The organism is Chitinophaga silvisoli (assembly GCF_003412465.1).
GTDB classification, from domain to species: Bacteria; Bacteroidota; Bacteroidia; order Chitinophagales; family Chitinophagaceae; genus Chitinophaga; species Chitinophaga silvisoli.
Genome location: NZ_QTJV01000019.1, coordinates 75758 through 99959, shown reverse-complemented (window position 1 = coordinate 99959; position 24202 = coordinate 75758). Strand labels below are relative to the sequence as shown.

The following is a 24202-nucleotide window of genomic DNA, read 5'->3' as shown; positions in this document are numbered from 1 at the left end:
GTATATAATTTTAGATAAGATTTATATTATTTCAGCAGAAGCCGCTAAGTCTTACATAATCAAAAAGTTAACTGCTGTATAATGGTCGGATCCTGGATCTCCTTGTCCCTTGCCAGCAATAATACCTTCGCCATCACCTCGGCTGACTTCGGGTCATCATCCGCAAATGGCAGGAACAACCTACCTCTTTGCTGTGAATGTACCGGCAGAATGGACAGGTACCTGCCCGGCATCATATGCACAATGGCGCTGCCCAGGTGTACGCTGTACTCACCGTATTGCCCCTTGATCTTTGCATGGTTGCCCACTACACTCACATTGTCCAGTTTGAATAAGCGGGTGGTCTCCTTCAGCAATACCGCCCTCATTTCGATGGTAGAGTGACTGGCCTCAGGGTCTACACCACCTACATGCGCCACACTTACTACCAGGTCAATATCACGCATCACCTCGCTGAAAATGCGGGGATCGATATCTTTGAAAGCGACATTCCTGTACGTCTTCAGGTCATGGAAGATCACCTGCTCCAGCACCGGACTTTCCACCTCCGCAGGGGAGAACCAGTTTGCCTCCGCATACATTTTCACCACAAAACCTTCCTGGTGGAATGCCTTCTGCAAACCTTCCTCATGGTCTACTTTCCAGCCCCTGGATTTCAGCAATGCCACCGTCTTCGCAGGCTGTACCTGATGCCCTGCATAACGGCGGGAGATGGATTGTTCTTCCAGTTCCTCTGCCAGCGGGGTATACAGTTCACGGAAAATCTGTTTGAAAGGCTGTTGTAAATGCTGTTCAAAGCAATAATGCTGGTAGTCGCCCCAGGTACCACTGGCGTACAGATCTGTACAGTGCGCAATGCGGATCTGATCGTCTGCAGCTATTTTTGTGATTTGCTTAGCAGGGGAGACTAATGTGTTGTCCTGCCAGAAACCATGTCCCTTCCTTGTTACAAACACCAGTTTTTCCAGGTGCTTTGCAATCACCGGATGTGTGAATAAGGTAGCCAGTTCCGCAGCTTCAAAAGCATCGCCTCTCACCATCGCTTCTTCCAGTGACTTGCGGGAACGTCGGAATTGTTCCTTCAGTGTCTTTTTGAATTCCTGTAGTTCCAGCACCTTTTTATCTTTCCTGAATTTAGCAGGTATGGCAGCCAGTTTTTTATCGCCTTTGAATGCCACTACATCTGCTTCACCGTCTTCTTCGATAATGAGGCCGATCAATACATCATCATATTGAACCTGGGTTTCCTTAGAGAGGATGCTTTGTACCTGTTTGGTTTCCATGGCCCAGCTCAGGCGTATGGGATCTGCATACCCTGCATTCCTGGCCAGGTTCTCCATCGCAATACGGATGGCAATACCTTCGCTGGTTTGCTTTTGTGCACCGAACTGCTTGCTTTCTTTTTTAAATTGCTGGATGTACTCATATCTGGCCAGGATGTCTTTTTGCGGGTTCGCCTTGCTCAATGGAATCAGGCCATACATACGCAGGTAATCCTGGTCTCTCTTTTCTTTCACCTTTTGGGTCACCTCCTTGATTTTAAGGTCACCGGTGATGACATCAGCATACAGGCGCGCCCTGCGATGACCATTGCCGTCACTGATATATTTAGCGGCGTTATACACTTTCTGCCAGCGGTCTTTACCAATTTCTTTATATGCCTGCCGGAACCATTCCTTATCCACCGCACCATCTTTAAAGTCCTGGAGTTCGATGGAAGTATATAATGCCACGGCGCTTTCAAGGTCAGCATTCTGCGCAGCATAGGCATCGGACTTGGTATGCACATGCAACCACCAGATAGCAGTATCCAGTCCTTTCCAGTTCAGGTAAGCACTTACCAGCTTTTGCCACTGTGGCGCATATACGGCCGCTTCTATAAGGCGTTCTTCTTTGGCACTGATTGCCTGCATAGTAACATCAAATTGCGCCTGCGTATCAGCAGGAGCAGGGTAACACCGCTTCAGCAAAGAAGAGAATAACTGTTGTTTATTCCTGGAATCGGCAGCATACATGTATCCTTTGTGCAAAGTATCTTTTCCCAAACCAGCCAGTATTTGTGCAAAACGGTGGATGCCTTCCAGTCTTTCGATATCAGCAACAAAAGAAGATACAGGGGTAGCGGAGTCACCACGTTTCAGTTCAATATCCAGCAGGTGCTCTCTTACCCGAAGATACATATCCTGCAGGAAGGGATACCGGGTAAAATAGTCACGTTGTACACTGGTCCTGCGGGAGGTAGATAAGTCCCGGATCACACTACGTGAGAGGAGGCCCCTGTACATTTCACTTTCAGGAATGATGCCCAGGCTAAATGCTTTGCAAAACAGCTCCAGTGGTGCCAGGTACACTGGAATATTCTCTTTCAAGCCGCTAAACTGCCGCCAGTGGTAGATTTGCCATACAGCAGCTACTAAATGATCAGGGATCTGGGACAGGTAGATCTTTTGCAGGAACCAGTTCAGGTGTTGTTCCGACTGCCAGCCATAGTTATAATTACCTGTAGCGAGGCGTTCTTCCGGTATGCGGGCAAATAACCGCGTAGTAGCACCAATCAGGTATGCAGTCCGCTCAGCATATGGGAAGATCAGGCGCAATGCACTGAAGGCATTCGCGATCAGGTGGAGTTTTCCAGTACGCACTTCCTTTGTGATCTCTGCGGGCAGATAATCATTCAACTTTGGAATAAAGTCGAATACAAAGGGCTCTGCATTATTAAACCCGTAAAAATATTGGGGTTTCAGGGCTATTTCGTCCAGCAAAAACAGATCTATGGGCTGCAGACCGGATGCTTCAAACCATTGTTTCCAGACCTCAGGCAATGGATACGAAGCATATTTTTCTCCGGGACTCAGTCCTTCAGGCATTCTTACATATTTACTACGGAAGCCATTTCCTAAAAGTAACTTATGTTTTGCTTCATCCCAAGTTTCTACTTCATACTCATAATCCTGGTTAGCAAGAAAGAGCTCAATGAGTTTCCGGAGTTCCTGCTGGATGTATGTTGTTGGCTGTGAGAAACCAAATGGAATCTCTGCTACGCATTGACCGTAGTAATCATGCGGGTCAACAAGGGGCTTGACAGGTTCCTGTATAAGTGCAGGATTATACAAACCGTATCCATTCTCTTCATTATATACAATGGCACTATCAGTGCTGAGTTCTTTTAGTAAGATCTCTTCTTTCGGAGAGATATTCTTCCTGTCTTTAAATGCCAGTAGCAATGGTGTAAGCTCCGCGGTGAGGCGATTACGTTGTTTACACTGGCTGGCAATATCCAGGCCGGCAAGGCGCTGTTCCACATCTCCCTGCAAGAGCGCCGTGACAGCATGCAGCAACAACTCATCCTGCTGATTTAACAAAACGCCAATAGCCCTGCTTCTCATACCGCTGCTCTTGCGTTTGAGCATATCAACCAGCACTGCATTTTCATCGGCATTCAATTGTAACGTATCCAGTACATTAAAAGCCGTTTTTTGCAGGAATTCGCCTTTTTCTTTCAGAATGCGCATGGCGAAGTCGCGCTGGAAACCGGTGACGGGGGTTTCAGTCTTGTTACTATCCCAATAGTAAACCGCGAATCCAGGCAGTAATACTTTTGCCAGTTTTTCTTTTACATCCAGGGCCATCTCATCATAGTAAGAAAGCACAATATCCAGTCGTTCGCTTTTTTCTAAAACCAGGGAGAGCATGGCAGAGAGTACATTGCTCCTGCTATAGGAGATATGTAACCATGAAAAGGCGATGCCATTATAGTTCTTTTCTTTTACTTCGGAGCGCTTCAGTATCTGGTGCAGTTTATCAAAAAGGCCCGGATAATAGGTATCATAGTGCTTAGCATTGTAGTACATACGCATGATCAGCATATTCACAGCAAGCCCGTTTACAGCCAGACTTTCATCTTCAAGTCCTGCCATGATCACAGGCAGATCCAGCTGAAAGTGACTGGCTTCCATTGCGAACTTTACGGCAATTACACGTTTCTCTTCTGATGTCGACTGCATTAACTCATGCAGATAAGGCAATGTCAGTTCTAGATCGTGCACCCCCTGTGCCCACAGGGCCATATATACATCTGCGTTATTCTTACTTTGAATGCCTTCCGGTATTTTGGCAGTATCGAACATGTAAGTACATGCTTTGCCCAGGAAAGCATGGATAGCAGATTCCTTTTCTGCCTCCCAGCTTACACCGGCCCATACATCGATGGCCCTGATCACAGCAGCAAAACGAGCGAGCTTGTTGTCAGCAATCACTTTCAGCATATGTTTGAAAGCACCGATAGTACTGGTATCAATGGATTCAACGATGCTTTGTCTTAAGCCTTCCTGTCTTTGTGCCGCGATCAGGAGTTTCTCTACCAATTGCCAGCAGTCTTCCCGCTCGCTTGTCAGCAGGGCCTTGATAATATTGTGCGTAACCTTTCCGGTTTCCTCTTTATTGAATACAATATCCTCTACAAGCTTGTATACTTCCTCATTCCCCTCGTCCAATGCAGCTGCCCAGATGTAATACAGGTAGCTCATGGACTCCTGATGATCCCAGATGATCTGTTCTGTGATGCTGGTATCGTAAGCAGTATAGGTATAAATATCGCCATAATCTCTTTGATAAACCTGGAAGATCGTGTTCACCAGGAAATCGAGTTGATTGGGCAGGTACAGCTCTCTTTTGCCCGGGGAGCGGAAAGAGCGGCGGTAGTAGCCTTTCTGGTAGCTAAGCCGGGGAAATTTCTTCCAGGCAATTCTTACATATACTGCTTTCTCATCACCATAAATATAACGGAGCAGGTTATACATTTCGGGATCATCCCACTCATTGTCAGGCAGCAACTTCACCATGCCCTCGTAGCGGGGACTACCGAATTTAATATCAGTAGTATAATCGTTGCGGTCAACAGTATACCCTTCTAATTGTCCCAATAAAACCAGGCCTACTTCAGCATTGCGTGGTGTAAGCAGCTCGTGTGAGGCTTCGCCTTTGTACACAGACTGTAAAGTGTTGATCAGGTTTTTCTCAAAATCCGGGATAATCCTCGTAGCGAGGAATTCTTTTGCATTCATCTTAAAAATAAATTTAGGGTCCGGTTACCAAATGCTACCGGAAAGAAATGTTAATCGAATAAAGGTGATAACTGTATCAGGGTTAAGCTCAAAATGATCACTTAATTGTTTCAGTTCTTCCTCGTTGGCAAATATGGCATACATGCCATCTTCAAAAGCTTGTAGTGCTGTTTCCTGTGCTCTGGTCAGATCTGCTTTTTCTTCATTGTAAATGCTTCCGAAACCGATCTTTCCATTAGCAGCTTGTCCCTCCATTTGTTCACTGCTCAGGTATGGTAATGCATTTGCCCCCGGCTTTTTAGTATTGTAAGCATTTACCTGTTGTTTGACCACAGCAGTGATCAGGTCCTTTACAGTAGGATTGGGGCCAATATCATCCAGCTCTATTTGTTGTTTTTCAAGAATGGCATGTTTACGTCCCGCTTGTTTAATGTTGATTATTACGAACATCAGGGTTAAAATTTAAACAATCTGCCGGCAAGATATAAAATAAAAATGTAATTAAGCAAGTAGGTAATGGGCATTCATGCAAGAGGATGAAATCTCTATAATAGTTGCAATTAACTTATTACTGACCATATTACAGTTAATTTTAGCAAATACACCAGATTGAATGCCAATACCATAATGAATTTCGTGACAATCGTTCCATACATGCTCTTTTGTCAGGCGCTTTTTCATTTGGCACAAAAGATGATAATTATCAGTATAAAATAGAGATAACATGGCTAATCAAACTGCGATACTTGCTGGTGGTTGTTTTTGGGGAGTAGAGGAACTCATCCGTGAGCTGCCGGGCGTGATCAATACACATGTGGGTTATACGGGAGGCGATGTGAAGAATGCGACATACAGGAATCATGGCACCCATGCAGAAGGGATCAAGATAGAATTCAATGATGAGGTAATTTCTTATCGTAAATTATTGGAGTTCTTCTTTCAGATTCATAATCCGACTACGAAGAATCGTCAGGGCAATGATATAGGTACATCTTACCGCTCAGCAATCTTCTACCTGGATGCGGCGCAGAAGGAAACCGCAGAGGAGTTGATCAAAGAGCTGGATGCAGCGAAGATCTATCATAACCCTATCGTGACGGAAGTGGTGCCGGCGGGTGATTTCTGGGATGCGGAAGAAGAACACCAGGATTATCTGCAGAAGCATCCGAATGGGTATACTTGTCATTATATCAGGCCGGAGTGGGAGTTGAAGAAGTAATTTTTCTTGAAGCAATAAATTCCAATCCCTGCTGCCTTTTGGTGGTGGGGATTTTTGTTGATATTAAATCCTAAATAACTGCCCCCATTGTTTTAATGCTACTATTACCGGGATGATCTGTCTACCCACTTCCGTCAAGGCATACTCAACCCTCGGCGGCACCTCCGGGTACAGCTTCCGCTCTATCAACCCATCCTGCTCCAACTCCCGCAAATGTTGTATCAACATTTTCTCCGACACATCCTCTATCCTCCTCTTTAAATTCCCATACCGCATACATTCCTCCTGCGAAAGCAAATTCAAAATCTGCAACTTCCACTTCCCATTGATCGCATTCGATGCCAGGCCAACCGGACAATCAAACACCTTATCCCCTAATTTATATTTCTCCATCTCACAACCAATTTAAGATCAACAATTTTTACTAAAAAGTAAGTACCGAACTTTCCGGTAAGTACTTGACTAAAGGTAAATACTAAGATAGTTTTGCCCATAAAAAATTACAGAATTATGCACAAAACGATCACGATAGACAAGCTTCAAATCAGCTACCGCAGCGCCGGCTCCAACAACAAAGATGTAATTTTACTCTTGCATGGATGGCCACAAACCAGCTATTCCTGGCGATTTGTAATGCCAATACTTGCAGCAGCAGGTTTCCACGTCATCGCTCCAGACCTTCCCGGCATGGGCGATTCCGGCATCCCGGCTTCATTTGATAAAAAACATATTGCTGCCATCATTCACAACATGATGCTACAACTCAATTATGACAACATCTTCCTTGCCGGCCACGACTGGGGCGCATCTGTCGCATATAGTTATGCTGCCCAATTCCCCAATGCAGTACAACAACTCGCCCTGCTGGACGTACCTCCTGTAGGTGAATACCTGGAAAAGCTACCCTTACTACCCAGAAATAACAAAGCCCTCTGGTGGTTCGCCTTCCACCAGGTACAGGACCTACCTGAATTATTGATCGCAGGAAAAGAAAAAGAATACCTCAGCTATTTTTATAAAAACTCGGCTTTCAAAAAAGAAGTCTTCGATGACGCTACTATCAGCGAATACTGCCGCACTTACAGCCGGCAGGAAAAATTAAGCGCCAGTCTCAACTACTACCGCGCCGTACTACAGGATATAGACGATAACAAAACAATACTACCAATGCCCGTATTAACAATAGGAGGAGAACAGGGACTCGGCCACCTCGCTTACAATATCACGAAAGCACTTGCCCCCGATATCACCAATGCCATCATCCCCGATTGCGGGCATTATATCCAGGAAGAACAACCTGATCTATTATGTAATGAACTCATTCGCTTCTTTAAACAATCAACTTATACCCCGCACCCCTGATACTCATCAACTGCACGCCCGGTTCATTTTTCAGCATCTTTCGCAAATGCGACATGAACACATCCATACTACGTGCATTGTAATACGTATCATCACCCCAGATCTTCAGCAGCGGCACCTGCCGCGGTACCAGGGTATTCCTGTTCTGCAGCAACAGCTCTAACAACGCGGCCTCCTTGTAAGACAAGGTATACCTCGCGGCAGATGTCTCCAACTCCTGTGTCACCGGGTCCAGCTTACAACTGCCAAATGTATATACAGACCCGGTGTCCTGCTTCGTTCCAAACCTGCTGAGCAAAGACTCCATCCTGATCAGCAATTCCCCCATATTAAAAGGCTTCCGCAGATAATCATTTCCACCACTCTTAAAGCCCTTGATTACATCTTCCGGCAAGGACTTGGCACTCAAAAATATAATCGGCACACCCGTATCCAGTTTTCTGATATCCTCCGCCAATGTATACCCATCTTTCAAAGGCATCATCACATCCAGCACACAGATGTCCGGCGGTGTATTTTGAAACAATTCCAGGGCCTGACTGCCATCCGTAGCCAATACCACCTCATACCCGCTCTGCCGCAAACCATCACTGATGATCTGCGCCAGCGTTAGCTCATCTTCCGCATATAAAACTTTATACTTCATTATAAACAGGTAATTCTATGATAAATTCTGTTCCCTTTCCTAAATCACTCACCACACGGATCTTTCCTCCATGCTTTTCCACTATCTGCTTTACATAATTCAATCCCAACCCGGAGCCCTTCACATTATGTACATCCACATTATCCTGCACCCTGAAGAACCTTTCAAAGATCCGTGCATGATAAATCTTCGCAATTCCAGGCCCATTATCCTTAACACTGATCACAATATTATCTGCGGTACAATGACAAGTGATATTCACCTGTACATCTTTGCCGCCATACTTCAGCGCATTATCTATCAGGTTATAAAATACATTTGTGAGGTGCACCGGGTCTCCATCCAGGAAACAGGGCTCCGCTGAAGGATGATAATGTATGCCTGCTGAGGTATGCTGCAACTGCATAGACCTCACTACCTGCTCCAATCCCTGCTGCACATCATACAATTCAGATCGCAACTTCGTCTCCCCACTATCTGCTTCATCCAGGTTCAGCACCTTTTCTATCATCATATTCAGGCGGTGCAGTTCTGTCTTGCTGATATTGATATACTGCAACAATTTCTCCGGGTCATTTGTAAGCTGGTAACGTGTGATCGCATCCAGGGCTGCCTCCATTACTGCCACAGGTGTCTTCAGCTCATGCGTCATGTTGCTGGTAAAAGCAATCCTCGCCTGCGCATAAATGTTCTGGTGCTTCATCAATCTGAACACAAAATAAAACGCAGCCCCGGTTAATAACAACATAAAAAAGGAGGATAATAAATAATACCGCATCCTGTAAAATACTACCCTCTCCAATGAAGGTACCACCAACTGAAAATTGTTATACAAGCGGATATTATAGCTGTAGGATTCACTCCGGTAATCCGCATTTTTTACCTCCGCAGCCGTATGCTTATTCATAATCACACCCGTCTCCCAGTCATATTTAATGATAAAGTACTTGACGTTTATCCGGTTCTTCAGCAATTCCTGACGCACCAGACTATCCAGGCGGTAATACTCTACTGAATCCAAATGCAGCTGCTCTTCCATCGTTTCACCATGTTCAAACACACGCTGTACTTTGTGCGGCTTGCGCTCGTACGTTTTATTTGGAATCCTGATACTGATATCAACTATAGAACTATCCCCCTTCACGTCCGACTCAAAACGGCTCATTACCTTATGCCCCCGCATCCTGCTATACGCCTCCTTGAACTGAATCCACTCCGGCGACTGAAAGAAGCTCAGGAAATTTTCATTCCCCTCATTTCCCGGCAACATACTCAGGTAATTACTGCTCTTCACCACATTCGTCACCACCTGGTCCAGGTCACGCTTCACCTGCACCTGCTGCGAACTATACAACTGCCGCAGCCACACTACCTGCAACAGCACGCTGACGATCATCGCCACCACCACTAAAGGATATGCATATTTTTTTGAAAACCATTTCATGCTACAAAGATGGGTAGTTTTTCATTGTTCAAACACCCCGAAAATACGATTTAACCTTATTTAACCTAGTTTAACCGGCCTTAATATCACATCGGAGTACGTTTGCTTCATGAAACAGATCCACATACTCCTCCTGACATTACTGCCCTTATTCGCAGTTGCACAGTCCAACATCAGCGGCACTGTCACCGATGCCGAAGGTCATTTGCTCGATGGCGTAACCATTACCCTTAGCCAGCAAAATAAATATATCGCCACCGCCATTACCGACCTTGGCCATTTTACACTCAAAGGCATCGCCAAAGGCAATTATACCCTTGCCGCGATGTCCATGGGTTATCAATCGTATATGAAAGAACTTGCTGTACCGACAGATTCTATCTCCATTCTATTACAAGCCGATCATAAACAATTGCAAGGCATCACCGTCTCAGCGGCCAAACCAGTCATTGAGCGCAAAACCGACAGGGTTGTCTTCAATGTTGAAAACAGCATTATTGCCAACGGCGGTACATCCTGGGAGGCCCTGACCAAGGCCCCGGGTGTGTCAGTGAACTCAGACAACTCCATCTCCGCCTACCGCAAAGGCGTGGAAGTATATATGGATGGCAAGCCCCTCCACCTCTCCGGCGATGACCTGGTGAGCTACCTCCAGGGCCTGCCCTCTTCTATGGTCACCAGGATCGAAGTCCTCACCAATCCCCCGGCCAGTTTCGAAGCACAAGGTGGCTCCATTATTAACATCGTCACTAAAAAAGTAAAGAAACAAGGCCTCAACGTTGCCTTCAACGGTAACTATATCCAGGGCATCTACAGCTCCTACAATGGCAGCGCTACCTTCAACTATCGCCAGGATAAAGTGAACGTATATGGTAATTATGGCTATGGCCATAAACATACCTACATGGATAACAGGACTAATATCAATTTCGGTGATTCCTACTGGGAAACCAATGACCACAACGTACTGAATTCAAATAGCCATAACTATCGCCTGGGTGTAGACTACCAGTTGGCAGACAACCAGATCCTGGGTGTACTCTTCACCGGCAATAACCGCGCTGGCCACAGCGATGGCGACATCCCCACCCGCATTCTCAGTGCAGACAAGTCAAATCTCGACTCTACCTTACAAACTAACTCTACCGACAAAAAAGGCGGTAGCGGTTATACCTACAATATTAACTATAGCCTGAAACTGGATAGTGGCAAGCGTAGTGTAAACCTCGACCTGGATTACGCACCTTACGAAACCAGCAGTTATGCACATATAAACAGTACCTCCTCTTCTTCCGCCAATGATTATCGCATCTATACCCCTACTACCCAACATATCGACATCTTCTCCGGAAAGGCTGACTATACCTATAGCTTAGGTAAATGGAACATGAGCTCCGGTTTTAAATACAGCAGCATTAAGAGCGACAATTTATTCACCTTCATCCAAAGTGATGTACTGATGCCTGATAAAAGCAATCATTTTGAATATACTGAAAATACGACCGCGCTGTATACCAACATCTCCGGCACCTTCAACAAACTGACTGTACAGGGAGGACTGCGCGCAGAAAACACCAATACCCGTGGTTACTCCATCACACTCGATTCCCTGAACAAGCGCAGTTATTTCAAACTGTTCCCAACAGTATTCTTACAATACAAAATTAATGACAACAACCAGTTGCAATTAACCTACGGCTATCGTATAGACAGGCCCGAATATGCACGCATGAACCCAGCCAGGCACTATTCATCTCCTTACAATTACTATGTGGGTAATCCTTCATTGCAACCAGCCTTTGTGCACAATGTAGAAGTAGGATACACATACAAAGAAAACTATACCCTCACGGCCAACTATACCTCCACCAGCAATATATTCACCAACGTCACCGTGCAGGACAACAACACTAAAAACTACTACATCACTCACCAGAACCTGGGCCTGAGTGTCAATGCAGGCCTGCGCATCGCCGCTGCCTTCCATCCAACCAGCTGGTGGGATATCAATGTAGATGCAGGCGGCTATTATACAAAGGAGAAATCTGCTTACCTGCAAAGTCATTACAACTTTAGCACCTTCTCTTACGATGGCAGGCTGAATCAGTCTTTTACTATCAACAAAAAGAAAGGTATCGCTGCTGAGGTGACCGCACAGTATATAGGTCCCGGCATTCAAAACATTTACCGCTTCGAAAGTCTGAGTGAAATAGACTTAGGTGTGAAAGCCAATGTGCTGAAAGGCAAAGGAACGGTTCGCCTCACGGCTAATGATATCTTCAATGCATTCACCTACCGTGTCAATATCAATTACCTGGATCAGCAAAGCAGCTTCTATCATAAAAATGAATCAAGGCTAATGACGCTGAGTTTCTCTTATCGTATGGGTAAAGATATCAAAGCTGCCAGGAGCAGGAAAACTGCCAGTGAAGAAGAGAAACAGCGTGCCCAATAAGCCGTAATTTCTTAATGCTGCAGGCACTTTTTTTAATCGAACTTTAATGCCGTGCCCGCCTTTTCTCCTTTACCTTTAGCAGATGAAATGGCTGTTAGCAATATGCATATTCGTACTCCCTGGTTGTTATGTCACCACTGTACGCTGGCCGCAACCTTATCTGCTTCCTCATAAGATCCATGGAAAAGAGAGTATCGGAGAAAAGGTGGGTATCTTCAAAATCAATGACCGGAACTTCCCCGTGAGCCAGGGTAGGATCTATCTGAAAAAAGGCAGCCAGCTAACAGGCGAAACCTGGATCCGTCCATATATTACCTATGGAAAAGGGCACCACATCTGGTACGAAGCGATGGTAGAACAGGTGACCAGACCATGGTCAGAGATCGATAAAACAAATATCTATGACCGTACTGTATTCAGAATGTACTACACCGATTCGGTAGATTCCGTGACCATGCAGCTCCCACTCCCTTATCACCTGGGAGATACGACAACCTACATCAGTTATAAAGGAAACGCTTTCCTGCGGCGTGATCTGCTCAAAGGGCGGATTGCAATTTATGATCTCAGTGAAATGGATAAACATGAACTCTCCAACTATACAGATCACTTCATCATGCCCCGCTTAATGCTGCTTGTAAATGGGAATGACACCACCAGGATCTACAGTGGAGAGTTTTTAAGAGAAGCGGGCGCAAAAAGAAAGATGGTAAAATTCATTCACAAAAGGTATCATATCGAAAAGCAGGTAAGGGATTTTAAAAATACAGGAGAGATCCTGGAGTTCATTATGGAGGAAGAAAGTTCAGCCAAAAGTCATTAACTTCAGGTATCAAAATTCATAACTACATACCGTCCCTTGCTTTACAGCCTTACATCGATGGTTTCCGCATCATCGAAAGTGAGGAACTGATTGTTAACAGGGTCTTACCAGGTATTGTGCCTGTGCTGGCACTACGCTTAAAAGGAAGGATCTCTTCAGAAAATGAATCACTCCCTGGGTTCCTCGTCTCAGGACTGAGAAAAACACCCCGCCTGATCCAGTATCATGCCGGCACTGCTAACCTGCTGATCTTATTCAAAGAAGGAGGCATCAATGCATTTTTCGACATCCCTGCCCATGAGTTCTTCAATGAAAGTATCCCGCTGCACAATCTGGTAGATATTACCTGCCTGGAAGACCAATTAGGCGAAGCACAAGATTATCACCAATGCATTGCCATCGCAGAAGACTTTCTAACAGCCCGAATTAAAAACACCGCCACCGATCCACTTATTCTAACAGCCACAAAAGCTATCAAACAGCAGCAGGGACAGCTTTCTATAACCCAACTGGCCTCCTCCCTCTATATCAGCCAGGATGCTTTTGAAAAACGTTTTCGTAAAGTAATCGGCAGCAGCCCCAAGCAATTCGCCACCCTTGTACGCATGCAGGCCATTATAAAAAAACCTGGCATAACAGACCTCACCCACCTTGCCTTAGAAGCCGGTTATTTTGACCAGGCTCACTTCAACAAAGCATTCAAACAATATACAGGCTTGACTCCTTCCAGTTTCTTCAAGGCACCCCCTCAGTGGTAAGATAGCTCCCCTTGGTAAGAAGACTCCCCTAGGTGGTAAGATCAATGATTTTTTACTATTTCCCGTCTGCTCAGTATCGCAACTTTGCTCCATGAAACATTTATTCATCGCCATGCTGCTCTTTGCCGGCACCGCACAAAAATCACAACCCATGAAAGCTTTTGTCGTACTTGTAAAAGTACCTTCCACTTACACGACCGAACTCGCAAAATCAGTAAATCCCAAATGGGAGAAAGCGATTGCCGACTGGAAAGCCACCGGCCATTACATCACCAGCTTCGCCTATCCGGGAGAAAGCAGGGTGATCAATCCAACTGAAGAAAAAGGAAATATGAAACAGGTAAGCAGCATCCTGCTGCGCACGGAGAATATAGATGAGGCAACTGAACTGGCCAAAGCCTGTCCTATCTTAGCATATGGAGGTAGTGTGGAAATCAGGGAAATTCCGAAAGGAGCACCTCAGATTTTTGAGGCGACAGCTGCGCTACATCAGCAATAATCTTATCCCCCCAGGCAGTCATTGCATCCAACACAGGGATCAGTGACTCTCCCAGTTCTGTCAGAAAATATTCCACCTTTGGAGGCAATTGCGCATATACCACCTTCCGGATGATGCCATGTGCCTCCAACTCTTTTAACTGCTGGTTCAACACCTGCCGGGATGCCTTCGGATTAGCCTGCTGCAATTGCCCGGGCCGGTTCACACCCTGTCTGATACTATACAGCAAACAAGGCTTCCACTTATTGCCAATGATCTCCATCGTCATCGCCATCCCGCAATTGAGGTCCTTTGGTATTTTATGCGTGTACATACTACAAATATACATCACCTGCTTCAACCCCGTCATACGCATAATTTTATGCCTATGTCATAATCAACTGCGTACTTGACCTGGAAGACATATACCCGGAATTTTGCTATCAAAAAAAACAATGAAGCAAATTCTTTTATGCTCCTTACTACTGGCCTCGCAAATAACCAATGCGCAATCTCAGATGGATCAACCAGGTTATTACCGTATTCAACTCGGCGAATATGAACTTACCGCACTATCAGACGGTACGGTGCCGATTCACCTGCACGACATTCTTACCAATGTTTCACATCAGGAAATCGATAGCTTAACTACGCTCAGTTATCAAACACCTACCGAAGAAGCGTCTGTCAATGCCTACCTTTTAAAACTCAATGGCAAAAACATTCTTATCGATGCCGGTGCCGCTGAATTATATGGTCCCACACTCGGTCACCTGCCTGAAAGTCTCCGTAAAACAGGCATAACACCAGAACAGATCGATGCCATCCTCGTCACGCACATTCATACTGATCACACAGGCGGTTTGATGCTCAATGGTAAAATGGTCTTCCCCAATGCCACCATTTACATCAGCCAACCGGAAGTAGATTTCTGGATGAATGAGAAAAACAAAACACCCCGCCTGGCCCGTTGGTTCAAGGAAGCAGCTGACAAAGTAGGGCCTTACTTAAAAGCAGGTAAGGTGAAAACTTTTGAATATGGAGATGAGGTATTTCCCGGTATCACGGCACTCGATGCACATGGCCATACACCCGGCCATACCTTTTACGCCCTCGAAAGCAAAGGCGCAAAGATGTTATTCATAGGTGATATGGTGCACGCTGCCAGTGTACAATTACCCGATCCTGCCGTGACCATCAACTTCGATGTAGATGAAAAAACCGCTGCCATACAAAGAATAAAGACCTTCAAAGATGCGGCAGCTAAAGGTTACTGGCTCGCAGCGGATCACATATCCTTTCCCGGTATTGGCCATGTCAGGGCACAAGGCAAGGGGTATAACTGGATCCCCATCAATTATAGTACCCTGGGCAATGGCCAATAAAAGGTTTGATTTTCTTAACTTTGCGGTATGGCAACACAAACAATCTCCAGGATACCGACCTGTATGGGGGCAGACTTAAAATCAAAAGGGTTTAAAGTACAGGAAGTATCGGGTATTGTCCCGGCTGCTGAAATACACGCAAGAAGAGATTATTATAAAATCATCATGGTAACGGGGGATTTCACCCTCAAATTTGGAGACAAAAGTGTGGAAATGGATGGTACTTACCTCTTCTTCGCCAATCCGAATGTATATCATACCATTGTCCCCCGTTCCCTTGAACGCTCCGGCTATGCCTGTGTATTTACTGAAGACTTCATCGCCGGCAGGGAACTGACTGAGTTATTGCAGCATTCCCCTTTATTCCGTTCTTCTGAATTCCCGGTACTCCCCCTTAACCAGGACCAGGTAGCCTTCCTGACAGGGATCTATAAGAAAATGCTTAGCGTATATGATTCAGCATACGAACATAGAGATGACCTGTTCCGCAACTGTATTGAGCTCATCGTTCATGAAGCGCTCCAGATCCAGCCGGCCAACCTGGACCTGAGAGAACACAATGCCGCCGCCCGCATGACCCGCTCTTTTTTAGAACTTCTGGAGAAGCAGTTCCCCATCGACAACCCTGCCGAACCACTCAAACTACGTACCGCGCAGGACTTTGCCCAATCCCTGTCCGTCCACATCAACTACCTGAACCGTACAGTCAAAGCAGTTACCGGCAAACCCACATCCGTACTCATAGCCGAAAGAATCACTGCCGAAGCGAAGGCATTATTACAGCATACCAACTGGAGCGTGGCAGATATTGCGTATGGCCTGGGCTTTGAATACCCTACCTATTTTAATAATTACTTCAAAAGGGTTACAGGCACCACGCCCAATGCAATAAGGTTTGAAAATCATAAATAAGATTTTCTAAATTAGTTCACATGAAATTAGCTTACACCAAGGGCGATAGTTTTGTAGATGGTGGTAAATCCCTGCAAGTGGAAAACGTTCCTTCATCTGCTAATACAATGCCACCTGCTTAATATGCAGTGGTCCCGCATTCCCCGTTATCATCAGTCGCCACATACTCCCCGTCACCGGACTAAACGTCTGCAATCGCTTATGCCCTACAGACTCCCCCGTAGCCACTTCCTTCCAACTATCACCCACCTGCACCTGTAAACTATAAGACAGGATATTCTCACCATAATCCAGATCCTCCATGATCATCAACTGACTGACAGCCTTCCCGCTCTTATTACTGAGCTCTATGATGGATTTGGTCATATTACTACGTATCGCAAGCGGTGCTGAAAAAACATGCTTTAAACGCCTGCCAAGACTATCAAAAACCAGGGAGTCCGGTTTAGGGATCAGTCCACTGGTATCCACCACCATACCTACCAGCATATTCGTATTCCTGCCCACACTCTTATAATACTTCTCCATCAGTTCCTTTACAGAGAACAGGTATTTATCTTCCCCCGCCTTCCACAGCCATCCACCATTCCACGCAGAATTTCTACGGATAGGAAAATCAGATTCTCCCGGGCACCAATACCTGCCTTCAGGATCACCATGCAGTCCATCAATCTTCACTACACCGTCAGAAGATGTCGTTTCATTCGCCCTGCTCCATTGAGGATAAGCAGCAAAACCATCTTCATTGCCAATCCAGCGGATCGTATTTCCAGCTTTCAAAGGTCCCTGGAACAGAATAGCCTGTGGTTGCTTTTCATGAATCATTTTCAGTACCTCTGCTTCCAGTCCGTTCTGCAATCCACCATCAAACCAGATTTCAAACATAGGACCGTAGTTGCTCCAGATCTCATTCAGCTGGGCCAGAACGGCTTTATTGTATTCAGCATCATGCGCACCATAATATGTGTTTGTATTTGTGTTGTAATACAATCCCGGCTGCACACCATACTTTTTACAGGAAGCAATGAATGCCTGGAGAATATCTTTCTTAAAAGGGGTATGTGCTACATTGTATTCATTTACAGCAGAAGGCCAGAGGCAAAAACCGGTACCATGTTTTACCGTAAGCACGGCATACTTTGCACCAGCCGCTTTTGCTGTCTTTATCCATTGATCCGTATTAAGTTTTGAAGGATTGAAAACCGACAGTGGAGGCAGTGTCTCTTTCTTTTTGTAATCGAACGACGCAGGCGCATAGATATTGATATCCAGGTGGATAATCACGCCTATCTCGGCATCCGCCCATGCTATCTGGTCTTTGGAAGGAAGTACCTGTTGGGAAAAAGATGGCATGCGGGCAACAATCATGAGCATCAAAAATACTGACAACCGCTTCATAACGAATCCTAATTTCTATAAACTTAGCTAATTTTGCAGGGATATCCTATACATTTCCTGAATGTCCCGCTTTATCTAACGTGCATTTCCTGCCAACAAAGGGGAAAAATCCCCTGCGTTTTCAATGTTACCCTCTTTATCCCTCTGCAATAAAGACAAAAATTTCGAGCATGAACCACCCCAACAAACTGGTATTCTTATCTTTAGCATTCTACCTATCTTCCTGCGATGCTCCGGCTACAAAGCAAACAAATGACGCTGATCTTGTAGACACTGTAGCTTTAACAGAAGACATAGGCACTACAGTCGATTCTGTACCCACTGTAGCAGAGCTGACACACAAACATTACGAATCAGTCATGGAAATGGTCGAAGACCGGAATGACTTCTCCACTGAAGATGGTACACTGAAACTCATTTCCAAATCCCCCCTGCATATCCAGATCTCTCATCAGGAAGACAAAAATCAGGATGTAAACAGGATGAAAAGAGTAGCTATGCAATACCTGGTCTCCAATGCCTATGCAGCATTCGCCTGCACAGACGTTTCAACGGTGACTATTACTTCCGTACCAAGTGATATGGATGAATTTATCAACAATCAAAAACTCGTACTCCTGAATGCAGCCGCAGTAACTGTCACCATTACCAGGGACAAGGCCAGGCAGGTGATGCAGTCACGCGTAGGCACCAGCAATTTCGATGATATGCTGGGTATCACTGTTGGTAAAAGCTATTTTGCAGACTCCCCAAGTCCATTGCTGAATAAACTGAAAGCAGAAGATACCGTCGAAGATGTGATCAGCGAGTTGAAATCTTAAGAGACTTCGTTACCCCTATGAAAATTCCTATTTGCATTTTACCATTTATTAAGACACAGGCAGTAAATCGACTACACAGTCCCGCCTTTCGGCTACTTTTTCCCCCTGCCGATCCCCCACCTTTGTGTCATGAAAGTTACACTCATCACAGGTGCCTCAGGCGGCATCGGCGAAGCATTCGCCCGGCGACTGGCCAAAGAAGGACATAATTTATTCCTTATAGCAAGGTCCGCTCATAAACTGAAATCCCTCAGTGAACAACTGAGCCAGCAATACAAGGTCACCGTACAGTACCTGCCCATCGACCTGGCACAGGCAGGCAGTGATGCACGCATTGCCAATGAAGTACGTGATAAAAACCTGGAGGTAGATTGGCTTATCAACAACGCCGGTATTGGCAGTGGTGGCGATCTGCTGGAGTACACCATGGACGAATACCGCAACATGATGCACCTGAATATGGACGCAATGGTCGCCCTCACATATCAGTTCCTGCCCGCCATGCGTGCCCGTAAAAGCGGTACCATTATCAATGTAGGCTCAATGGCAGGTTTTAACGGTATCCCATATATGAATGTATATGCCGCCACCAAAGGTTTCGTCATGTACTTTACAGAAGCCCTGTGGGAAGAAAACAGACTCTACAATGTTCACGCGATGCTGCTATGTCCCGGGGCTACTGAAACAGGTTTCTTTGATGCTGCGAAGATAGGCAGTGACCGGAAAAGCAGTTTTTCTACCAAAAAAATGGAAACACCCGAACAGGTGGTAGCCGCTGCCATGAAAGGAATACGCAAGAAATCCATGCTGACCATCAGCGGTTTCCAAAATAAGGTGGTGAAAGTGTTAGTGAACTTCATCCCTGTAAAAGCAGGCATAAAAATGTATGGGAATATGATGCGAAAAAATCTGAACTTAGAGATAAAGTAGGTATGTTACACATCAAAAGCATTTCACAATACTACGCTGCCTGCAACCTGGGCAAGCCAAAGCATCCATTGATCGGGGTGTACCAGTTTCATGAAATGCCGAAAATAGAGGTGGATGAAAACCTGCGCTTTACCCTCAGCTATTATGTAATAACGATCAAATACAATTGCGATTGCAAGTCACAATACGGCCAGACGAATTATGACTTTGATGAAGGAGTGATGGGATTCACAGCACCCAACCAGGTACTGGGTGTGAATAAGAACTTTGCCCTGCCTAAGGAAGGATGGTGCCTGATGGTGCACCCTGACTTACTACAGGGCACCGAACTGGCAAAGAAGATCAGGCAATATGATTTCTTTCATTATGAAGTAAATGAGGCACTCATTTTATCAGCAGATGAAGAAAAGGATGTAGAAGAATTATTCAGGAAAATCCAACAGGAAATTAACAGGCCTATCGATAAATTCAGCCAGGATGTATTGATTGCACAGTTAGACCTGTTATTAACTTATAGTAATCGATTTTATGACAGGCAGTTTATAACCCGCAAACCATTAAACAATAACCTGCTTGCTGCTTTTGAAACCCTGCTGGAAGATTTCTTTGCTAATAAAAGTACACATGCAGGCCTGCCGGCGGTGAGCTACTTTGCAGACCAGTTGCACCTGTCAGCCAAATATTTCAGCGATATGCTGAAACAGTTGACAGGCTTGACAGCACAACAGCATATACATGAAAAAGTGATAGAGAAAGCGAAAGAGAAATTGTCTACAACAACATTGTCTGTAAGTGAAATTGCTTATGAGCTGGGCTTTGAACATTCACAGTCGTTTAGTAAATTCTTTAAAGCAAAGACACAGCAAAGGCCATTGGAGTTCAGACAATCTATTAATTTGTAGCTGATCCTGCTTTTTAAAAGAAACACGCAGATGCAGGTCTTCCAGGTAAAGGGTCTTATCACTCCAGGAGTAACAGGACCAGGAGAAATACTTACAAAACCTTGCGGTCCACAAACCTTGAAGGATACTAATAAAAGGTAGCGAATTATACCCATTGATTAAATTGGCAGTTTGTGTATCTTGGTTATGGTATCCGTGCTCAGCTACCAAAAAACGGATCGCCACCCACGTTCAATGAAATTCAGCTCACTGCTAACGATTTGTTGCCTATATGCCATTGCCTGCCTTGGCCAGACAGCCATTCAGGTAGACCTCAAACAGGAAAAAGGTCCCCTCAAACCCATCTGGGCCTGGTTTGGCTACGATGAGCCCAATTATACCTATATGAAAGACGGCAGGAAATTACTTTCTGAACTGGCAGCCCTTAGCCCTGTTCCGGTATACGTACGGACCCATAACCTGATGAATACAGGCGATGGCGAAGCTGCCCTGAAATGGGGCTCCACCAATATGTATACTGAAGATGCCAATGGAAATCCCGTATATAACTGGCGGATCGTAGACTCCATCTTCGATACCTATATCACCCGGAAAATGAAACCACTGGCACAAATTGGTTTCATGCCGGAAGCCCTATCCACACATCCTACTCCCTACAGGCACTACTGGCAACCCGGACATGACTACAAAGAAATTTGTACAGGCTGGGCCTATCCTCCCAAAGATTACAATAAATGGGAAGAACTGATCTATCAATGGGTAAAACATTGCGTAGCGCGCTATGGAAAAGCAGAAGTGGAAAGCTGGTACTGGGAACTGTGGAATGAGGCAGATGGTTATTACCTGATGGTAGATGATAAGATCACGACCTATTGTAAAATGTATGACTATGCAGCCGCAGGAGTCAGGAGAGCCCTGCCTTCAGCCAGGATAGGAGGTCCACATGCCACAGGTGGGGCAGGAGAGTTTATGCGCAGATTTATCACCCATTGCCTGAAAGAAAAAAACGAAGCCACCGGACAAATAGGCGCACCTATAGACTTCCTCGCCTTTCATGCCAAAGGAGCACCTGTATTTACAGAGAACAGGGTGCGGATGGGTATGAACAACCAATTGAAAGATGTAAACCGGCACCTGAAAATCATCTCTTCTTTTCCTGAACTGAAAAATATTCCTATTATCATTGGGGAATCAGATCCGGAAGGATGCGCTGCCTGCGGTATGAAAACGGATCCGCAGAATGCGTATAGAAACGGAACCATGTACTCCAGTTATACCGCAGCATCTATTGCACGCATTATTGAATTAAATGACGCTTATGGTACCAATATTATCGGTGCGGTGAACTGGTCTTTTGAGTTTGAAAACCAGCCATGGTTTTATGGCTTCAGGGAACTGGCTACGAATGGTGTGGATAAACCTGTATTAAATGTGTTTAGAATGATGGGAATGATGAGTGGACAAAGACTCCGCATAAGCGGCGACCTGGCTTATGATGCGCAGACCATCATGGCTAATGGTGTGAGAGGAGAACGTACAGATGTAAATGCCCTGGCAGCTGCATCTTCAAAAGACTTTTCTTTGTTGCTCTGGAATTACCATGATGATGATATCAGCACCGGAACATCAACAGTAGATCTGACTATTCAAAATATTCCGGCTAAGAAAGCGGTATTATATCACTACCGTATCGATCAGGAGCATAGTAATTCCTATGAAGTCTGGAAGAAAATGGGATCACCTGCGGCACCTACACCCGCTCAATATGTCACTCTGGAAAAGGCAGGACAATTAGCCATGCTGAATGCTCCAGAGAAAATTAAAATTACAAATGGTGTGTATAAATTGAAAGTGAATTTACCAGGACAGGCAGTATCCCTGATCAGGATTACTTATGAATAAATGAATGGTATCACTTTCTCTCCAGTTCAAAGCATCGCCATTATGACATAAGAGGGAATAATAAAAATCAGGTATTTTTCATATTCTACATATAAAGGAGATCATTACAGACCTCCTTTATTTTCAATCTTCCCTTGCGTCAAACCCTTTCCTGCATCCTGCCAGGCAGTATCTTCCGGATAAAATGCACTCCGCAGATAAGCCCATGTCAATTGCTGTACCGCCGCCACTCTTTCAGGATTTTCATCAGTAGTCTCTGTCACCAGGTAGCCGGAAATCCCTCCCAGTAGATGTTCGCCACCATACAGTGTAAGCAGTGATTTAGGCCCGGGACTCATCGTATAAGGGTCCGTAAACCAATCCCATCCCCGCACAGTAAGTGGTGAAATATCTTTATCACCTGCCACTACCAGTACCGGCTTTTTCATACCACTGAAATCAGGATTCATAAATGGATAATGAGCCGCTGCAAACGCACTCAAATCCTTGCCACCATTACCACCGGCGGTAAGCAGGATACCCACCTGGATCCGTGAATCAGACATATCCAGCTCTTCACCAATCACACGCATGCCTAATAACATTCCGGTTGTCTGCGCACCAAATGAATGCCCTACCGCCGCAATACGACTGGTATCAACACGTTCGGGCAATCCCGGTACGACATTGATTATATCCTGTAAATGATCCAGTACCAGCTTCATATCCGCCACACGAATCTTCCAGATCTCCGGCGTTCTGGGATCATCAGGGCTTAAACCTATTCTTTTGGAATCGAGAAAACTGGGTTGTATCACGACAAAACCACGGGCTGCCCAATAGTTCACAAGCGGGGCATAACCATCTAATGAATTACCATAACCATGTGCGAATAAAATGACGGGAAGCTGCTCTCCCCTGATTGGTGCCGAAATCCGGACTTGCAGATCTAAACCACGCCCCGGTGCAGGGAGCACGACAGGACTTACTGAAATAACTTGTTCCATGAGCTTTATTTTTATACAAAGCTCCGCTGAAATCCCTCATTCAAATAATGACAATCAAACCAATCATTAAGATATTCAAACCCTCACTTACTCTTTGCAAAATGACTCCTGATCCGTGTCAGCGTCTCCCTCGACATGCCCAGGTAAGAAGCCACCATATGCAATGGCACCCGGTTAAATATATCCGGATAGGTATCTACAAATGCCTGGTACCGGGCCTCCGGCGAAGCACTGATCTGTTTATAAATCCGCTGCTGGCTGGCATTATAACTATTCTGCTGCAACCTGTCTACCAGCATCTTCAATTGCGGCATCTGTTCCAGCATAAAATAAAAAGACTCCTTCGACACGATCATTAACTCACTATCCTCTAAAGCCTGTATATTAAACTGCGCAGGCGTACCATTACTATAACTCTCATTGTCTACAATCCACCAATCCTTAATCACGAATTTAAAAGTATGTTCATTCCCCGCCTCATCCAACCTATAAGAGCGCAGACAACCACTTACCACGAATGCACTAAACCTGCACACTTCCCCTTCCACCAACAAAAATTCCTTTTTCTTCAGCTTCCTGGGATGACAATGCATCTCTATCAACTCCAGCTCCTGCTGAGTCAAATGTATCTTATCTGTAAAATATGCCGCCAGCGCACTAAACATCTTATCAGAAAAATTTTGCGTCAAATGACTTTTTTTTCCCTTCCCCGGGGGAA

Annotated in this window: 21 protein-coding genes; 12 read left to right on the top strand and 9 right to left on the bottom strand. The window is 45.2% G+C overall.

Annotated elements, in window-relative coordinates:
- Window positions 1-59 precede the first annotated feature (59 nt).
- Both DXN04_RS32390 and DXN04_RS32385 read right to left on the bottom strand, forming a co-directional pair.
- A complete protein-coding gene (locus DXN04_RS32390) occupies window positions 60-5063 on the bottom strand; it encodes a DUF4132 domain-containing protein (protein WP_116857577.1) in 5004 nt (1667 codons plus the stop codon).
- A 24-nt stretch (window positions 5064-5087) separates the two neighbouring features.
- Entirely contained in the window at window positions 5088-5513 is a 426-nt protein-coding gene (locus tag DXN04_RS32385) for a hypothetical protein (protein ID WP_116857576.1), read from the bottom strand.
- A gap of 274 nt (window positions 5514-5787) precedes the next feature.
- Here DXN04_RS32385 and msrA point away from each other — a divergent pair, with 274 nt between their 5' ends.
- Window positions 5788-6282, top strand: coding sequence for a peptide-methionine (S)-S-oxide reductase MsrA (gene msrA, locus DXN04_RS32380; RefSeq protein WP_116857575.1), 495 nt, complete (start codon window positions 5788-5790; stop codon window positions 6280-6282).
- A gap of 63 nt (window positions 6283-6345) precedes the next feature.
- Here msrA and DXN04_RS32375 read toward each other — a convergent pair whose 3' ends face one another.
- On the bottom strand, window positions 6346-6675 hold the full coding sequence (locus DXN04_RS32375; protein WP_116857574.1) for a winged helix-turn-helix transcriptional regulator: 330 nt from the start codon (window positions 6673-6675) through the stop codon (window positions 6346-6348).
- A gap of 117 nt (window positions 6676-6792) precedes the next feature.
- Between DXN04_RS32375 and DXN04_RS32370 the strand changes: the two genes are divergently transcribed.
- Window positions 6793-7644 carry an alpha/beta fold hydrolase gene (locus tag DXN04_RS32370; RefSeq protein WP_116857573.1) on the top strand — a complete coding sequence of 284 codons (852 nt, stop codon included), beginning with the start codon at window positions 6793-6795 and terminating at the stop codon, window positions 7642-7644.
- On the opposite strand, the gene DXN04_RS32365 is transcribed toward DXN04_RS32370, so the two are convergent.
- Window positions 7613-8290 (bottom strand): response regulator transcription factor, encoded by a 678-nt coding sequence (locus tag DXN04_RS32365; protein ID WP_116857572.1) that lies wholly within the window; start codon window positions 8288-8290, stop codon window positions 7613-7615. The two genes, DXN04_RS32370 and DXN04_RS32365, sit on opposite strands and share 32 nt — an antisense overlap.
- Entirely contained in the window at window positions 8280-9734 is a 1455-nt protein-coding gene (locus DXN04_RS32360; RefSeq protein WP_116857571.1) for a sensor histidine kinase, read from the bottom strand. The genes DXN04_RS32365 and DXN04_RS32360 overlap by 11 nt, the downstream gene beginning before the upstream one ends.
- A gap of 109 nt (window positions 9735-9843) precedes the next feature.
- Here DXN04_RS32360 and DXN04_RS32355 point away from each other — a divergent pair, with 109 nt between their 5' ends.
- From DXN04_RS32355 to DXN04_RS32340, 4 genes are all read left to right on the top strand, one after another.
- Window positions 9844-12189 carry a TonB-dependent receptor domain-containing protein gene (locus DXN04_RS32355; RefSeq protein ID WP_116857570.1) on the top strand — a complete coding sequence of 782 codons (2346 nt, stop codon included), beginning with the start codon at window positions 9844-9846 and terminating at the stop codon, window positions 12187-12189.
- 82 nt (window positions 12190-12271) lie between these two features.
- Window positions 12272-13012, top strand: coding sequence for a hypothetical protein (locus tag DXN04_RS32350; RefSeq protein WP_116857569.1), 741 nt, complete (start codon window positions 12272-12274; stop codon window positions 13010-13012).
- Window positions 13013-13020: 8 nt separating this feature from the next.
- Window positions 13021-13770 carry a helix-turn-helix transcriptional regulator gene (locus DXN04_RS32345; RefSeq protein ID WP_116857568.1) on the top strand — a complete coding sequence of 250 codons (750 nt, stop codon included), beginning with the start codon at window positions 13021-13023 and terminating at the stop codon, window positions 13768-13770.
- 91 nt (window positions 13771-13861) lie between these two features.
- Window positions 13862-14269: a YciI family protein gene (locus DXN04_RS32340; protein WP_116857567.1), complete on the top strand. Its 408-nt coding sequence runs from the start codon at window positions 13862-13864 to the stop codon at window positions 14267-14269.
- Here DXN04_RS32340 and DXN04_RS32335 read toward each other — a convergent pair.
- A complete protein-coding gene (locus tag DXN04_RS32335; protein WP_233525739.1) occupies window positions 14205-14618 on the bottom strand; it encodes a winged helix-turn-helix transcriptional regulator in 414 nt (137 codons plus the stop codon). The two genes, DXN04_RS32340 and DXN04_RS32335, sit on opposite strands and share 65 nt — an antisense overlap.
- Window positions 14619-14703: 85 nt before the next feature.
- On the opposite strand from DXN04_RS32335, the gene DXN04_RS32330 reads away from it, so the two are divergent.
- Both DXN04_RS32330 and DXN04_RS32325 read left to right on the top strand, forming a co-directional pair.
- Window positions 14704-15633, top strand: a complete 930-nt coding sequence (locus DXN04_RS32330) for an MBL fold metallo-hydrolase (RefSeq protein WP_116857565.1) — start codon at window positions 14704-14706, stop codon at window positions 15631-15633.
- A 27-nt stretch (window positions 15634-15660) separates the two neighbouring features.
- Window positions 15661-16545: a helix-turn-helix domain-containing protein gene (locus DXN04_RS32325; protein ID WP_116857564.1), complete on the top strand. Its 885-nt coding sequence runs from the start codon at window positions 15661-15663 to the stop codon at window positions 16543-16545.
- A 99-nt stretch (window positions 16546-16644) separates the two neighbouring features.
- Here DXN04_RS32325 and DXN04_RS32320 read toward each other — a convergent pair whose 3' ends face one another.
- Window positions 16645-17943 carry an alpha-L-fucosidase gene (locus DXN04_RS32320; RefSeq protein ID WP_116857563.1) on the bottom strand — a complete coding sequence of 433 codons (1299 nt, stop codon included), beginning with the start codon at window positions 17941-17943 and terminating at the stop codon, window positions 16645-16647.
- A 170-nt stretch (window positions 17944-18113) separates the two neighbouring features.
- Between DXN04_RS32320 and DXN04_RS32315 the strand changes: the two genes are divergently transcribed.
- The 4 genes from DXN04_RS32315 (at window position 18114) to DXN04_RS32300 (ending at window position 22498) form a co-directional block, all read left to right on the top strand.
- Window positions 18114-18764, top strand: a complete 651-nt coding sequence (locus tag DXN04_RS32315; RefSeq protein ID WP_116857562.1) for a hypothetical protein — start codon at window positions 18114-18116, stop codon at window positions 18762-18764.
- A 129-nt stretch (window positions 18765-18893) separates the two neighbouring features.
- A complete protein-coding gene (locus tag DXN04_RS32310) occupies window positions 18894-19694 on the top strand; it encodes an SDR family NAD(P)-dependent oxidoreductase (protein WP_116857561.1) in 801 nt (266 codons plus the stop codon).
- Between the two features lie 2 nt (window positions 19695-19696).
- Window positions 19697-20596, top strand: a complete 900-nt coding sequence (locus DXN04_RS32305) for a helix-turn-helix domain-containing protein (RefSeq protein ID WP_116857560.1) — start codon at window positions 19697-19699, stop codon at window positions 20594-20596.
- A 234-nt stretch (window positions 20597-20830) separates the two neighbouring features.
- Window positions 20831-22498 (top strand): GH39 family glycosyl hydrolase, encoded by a 1668-nt coding sequence (locus DXN04_RS32300; RefSeq protein WP_116857598.1) that lies wholly within the window; start codon window positions 20831-20833, stop codon window positions 22496-22498.
- Between the two features lie 104 nt (window positions 22499-22602).
- Here DXN04_RS32300 and DXN04_RS32295 read toward each other — a convergent pair whose 3' ends face one another.
- Together DXN04_RS32295 and DXN04_RS32290 are read right to left on the bottom strand one after the other, a co-directional pair.
- Entirely contained in the window at window positions 22603-23484 is an 882-nt protein-coding gene (locus DXN04_RS32295) for an alpha/beta hydrolase family protein (RefSeq protein WP_116857559.1), read from the bottom strand.
- Window positions 23485-23567: 83 nt separating this feature from the next.
- Window positions 23568-24173, bottom strand: a complete 606-nt coding sequence (locus tag DXN04_RS32290) for a Crp/Fnr family transcriptional regulator (RefSeq protein ID WP_233525738.1) — start codon at window positions 24171-24173, stop codon at window positions 23568-23570.
- Window positions 24174-24202 lie beyond the last annotated feature (29 nt).

Coding starts and splice junctions, on each gene's coding strand:
- DXN04_RS32390 (WP_116857577.1), bottom strand. CDS start 5,063: ATGAATGCAAAAGAATTCCTCGCTACGAGGATTATCCCGGATTTTGAG.
- DXN04_RS32385 (WP_116857576.1), bottom strand. CDS start 5,513: ATGTTCGTAATAATCAACATTAAACAAGCGGGACGTAAACATGCCATT.
- msrA (WP_116857575.1), top strand. CDS start 5,788: ATGGCTAATCAAACTGCGATACTTGCTGGTGGTTGTTTTTGGGGAGTA.
- DXN04_RS32375 (WP_116857574.1), bottom strand. CDS start 6,675: ATGGAGAAATATAAATTAGGGGATAAGGTGTTTGATTGTCCGGTTGGC.
- DXN04_RS32370 (WP_116857573.1), top strand. CDS start 6,793: ATGCACAAAACGATCACGATAGACAAGCTTCAAATCAGCTACCGCAGC.
- DXN04_RS32365 (WP_116857572.1), bottom strand. CDS start 8,290: ATGAAGTATAAAGTTTTATATGCGGAAGATGAGCTAACGCTGGCGCAG.
- DXN04_RS32360 (WP_116857571.1), bottom strand. CDS start 9,734: ATGAAATGGTTTTCAAAAAAATATGCATATCCTTTAGTGGTGGTGGCG.
- DXN04_RS32355 (WP_116857570.1), top strand. CDS start 9,844: ATGAAACAGATCCACATACTCCTCCTGACATTACTGCCCTTATTCGCA.
- DXN04_RS32350 (WP_116857569.1), top strand. CDS start 12,272: ATGAAATGGCTGTTAGCAATATGCATATTCGTACTCCCTGGTTGTTAT.
- DXN04_RS32340 (WP_116857567.1), top strand. CDS start 13,862: ATGAAACATTTATTCATCGCCATGCTGCTCTTTGCCGGCACCGCACAA.
- DXN04_RS32335 (WP_233525739.1), bottom strand. CDS start 14,618: ATGACGGGGTTGAAGCAGGTGATGTATATTTGTAGTATGTACACGCAT.
- DXN04_RS32330 (WP_116857565.1), top strand. CDS start 14,704: ATGAAGCAAATTCTTTTATGCTCCTTACTACTGGCCTCGCAAATAACC.
- DXN04_RS32325 (WP_116857564.1), top strand. CDS start 15,661: ATGGCAACACAAACAATCTCCAGGATACCGACCTGTATGGGGGCAGAC.
- DXN04_RS32320 (WP_116857563.1), bottom strand. CDS start 17,943: ATGAAGCGGTTGTCAGTATTTTTGATGCTCATGATTGTTGCCCGCATG.
- DXN04_RS32315 (WP_116857562.1), top strand. CDS start 18,114: ATGAACCACCCCAACAAACTGGTATTCTTATCTTTAGCATTCTACCTA.
- DXN04_RS32310 (WP_116857561.1), top strand. CDS start 18,894: ATGAAAGTTACACTCATCACAGGTGCCTCAGGCGGCATCGGCGAAGCA.
- DXN04_RS32305 (WP_116857560.1), top strand. CDS start 19,697: ATGTTACACATCAAAAGCATTTCACAATACTACGCTGCCTGCAACCTG.
- DXN04_RS32300 (WP_116857598.1), top strand. CDS start 20,831: ATGAAATTCAGCTCACTGCTAACGATTTGTTGCCTATATGCCATTGCC.
- DXN04_RS32295 (WP_116857559.1), bottom strand. CDS start 23,484: ATGGAACAAGTTATTTCAGTAAGTCCTGTCGTGCTCCCTGCACCGGGG.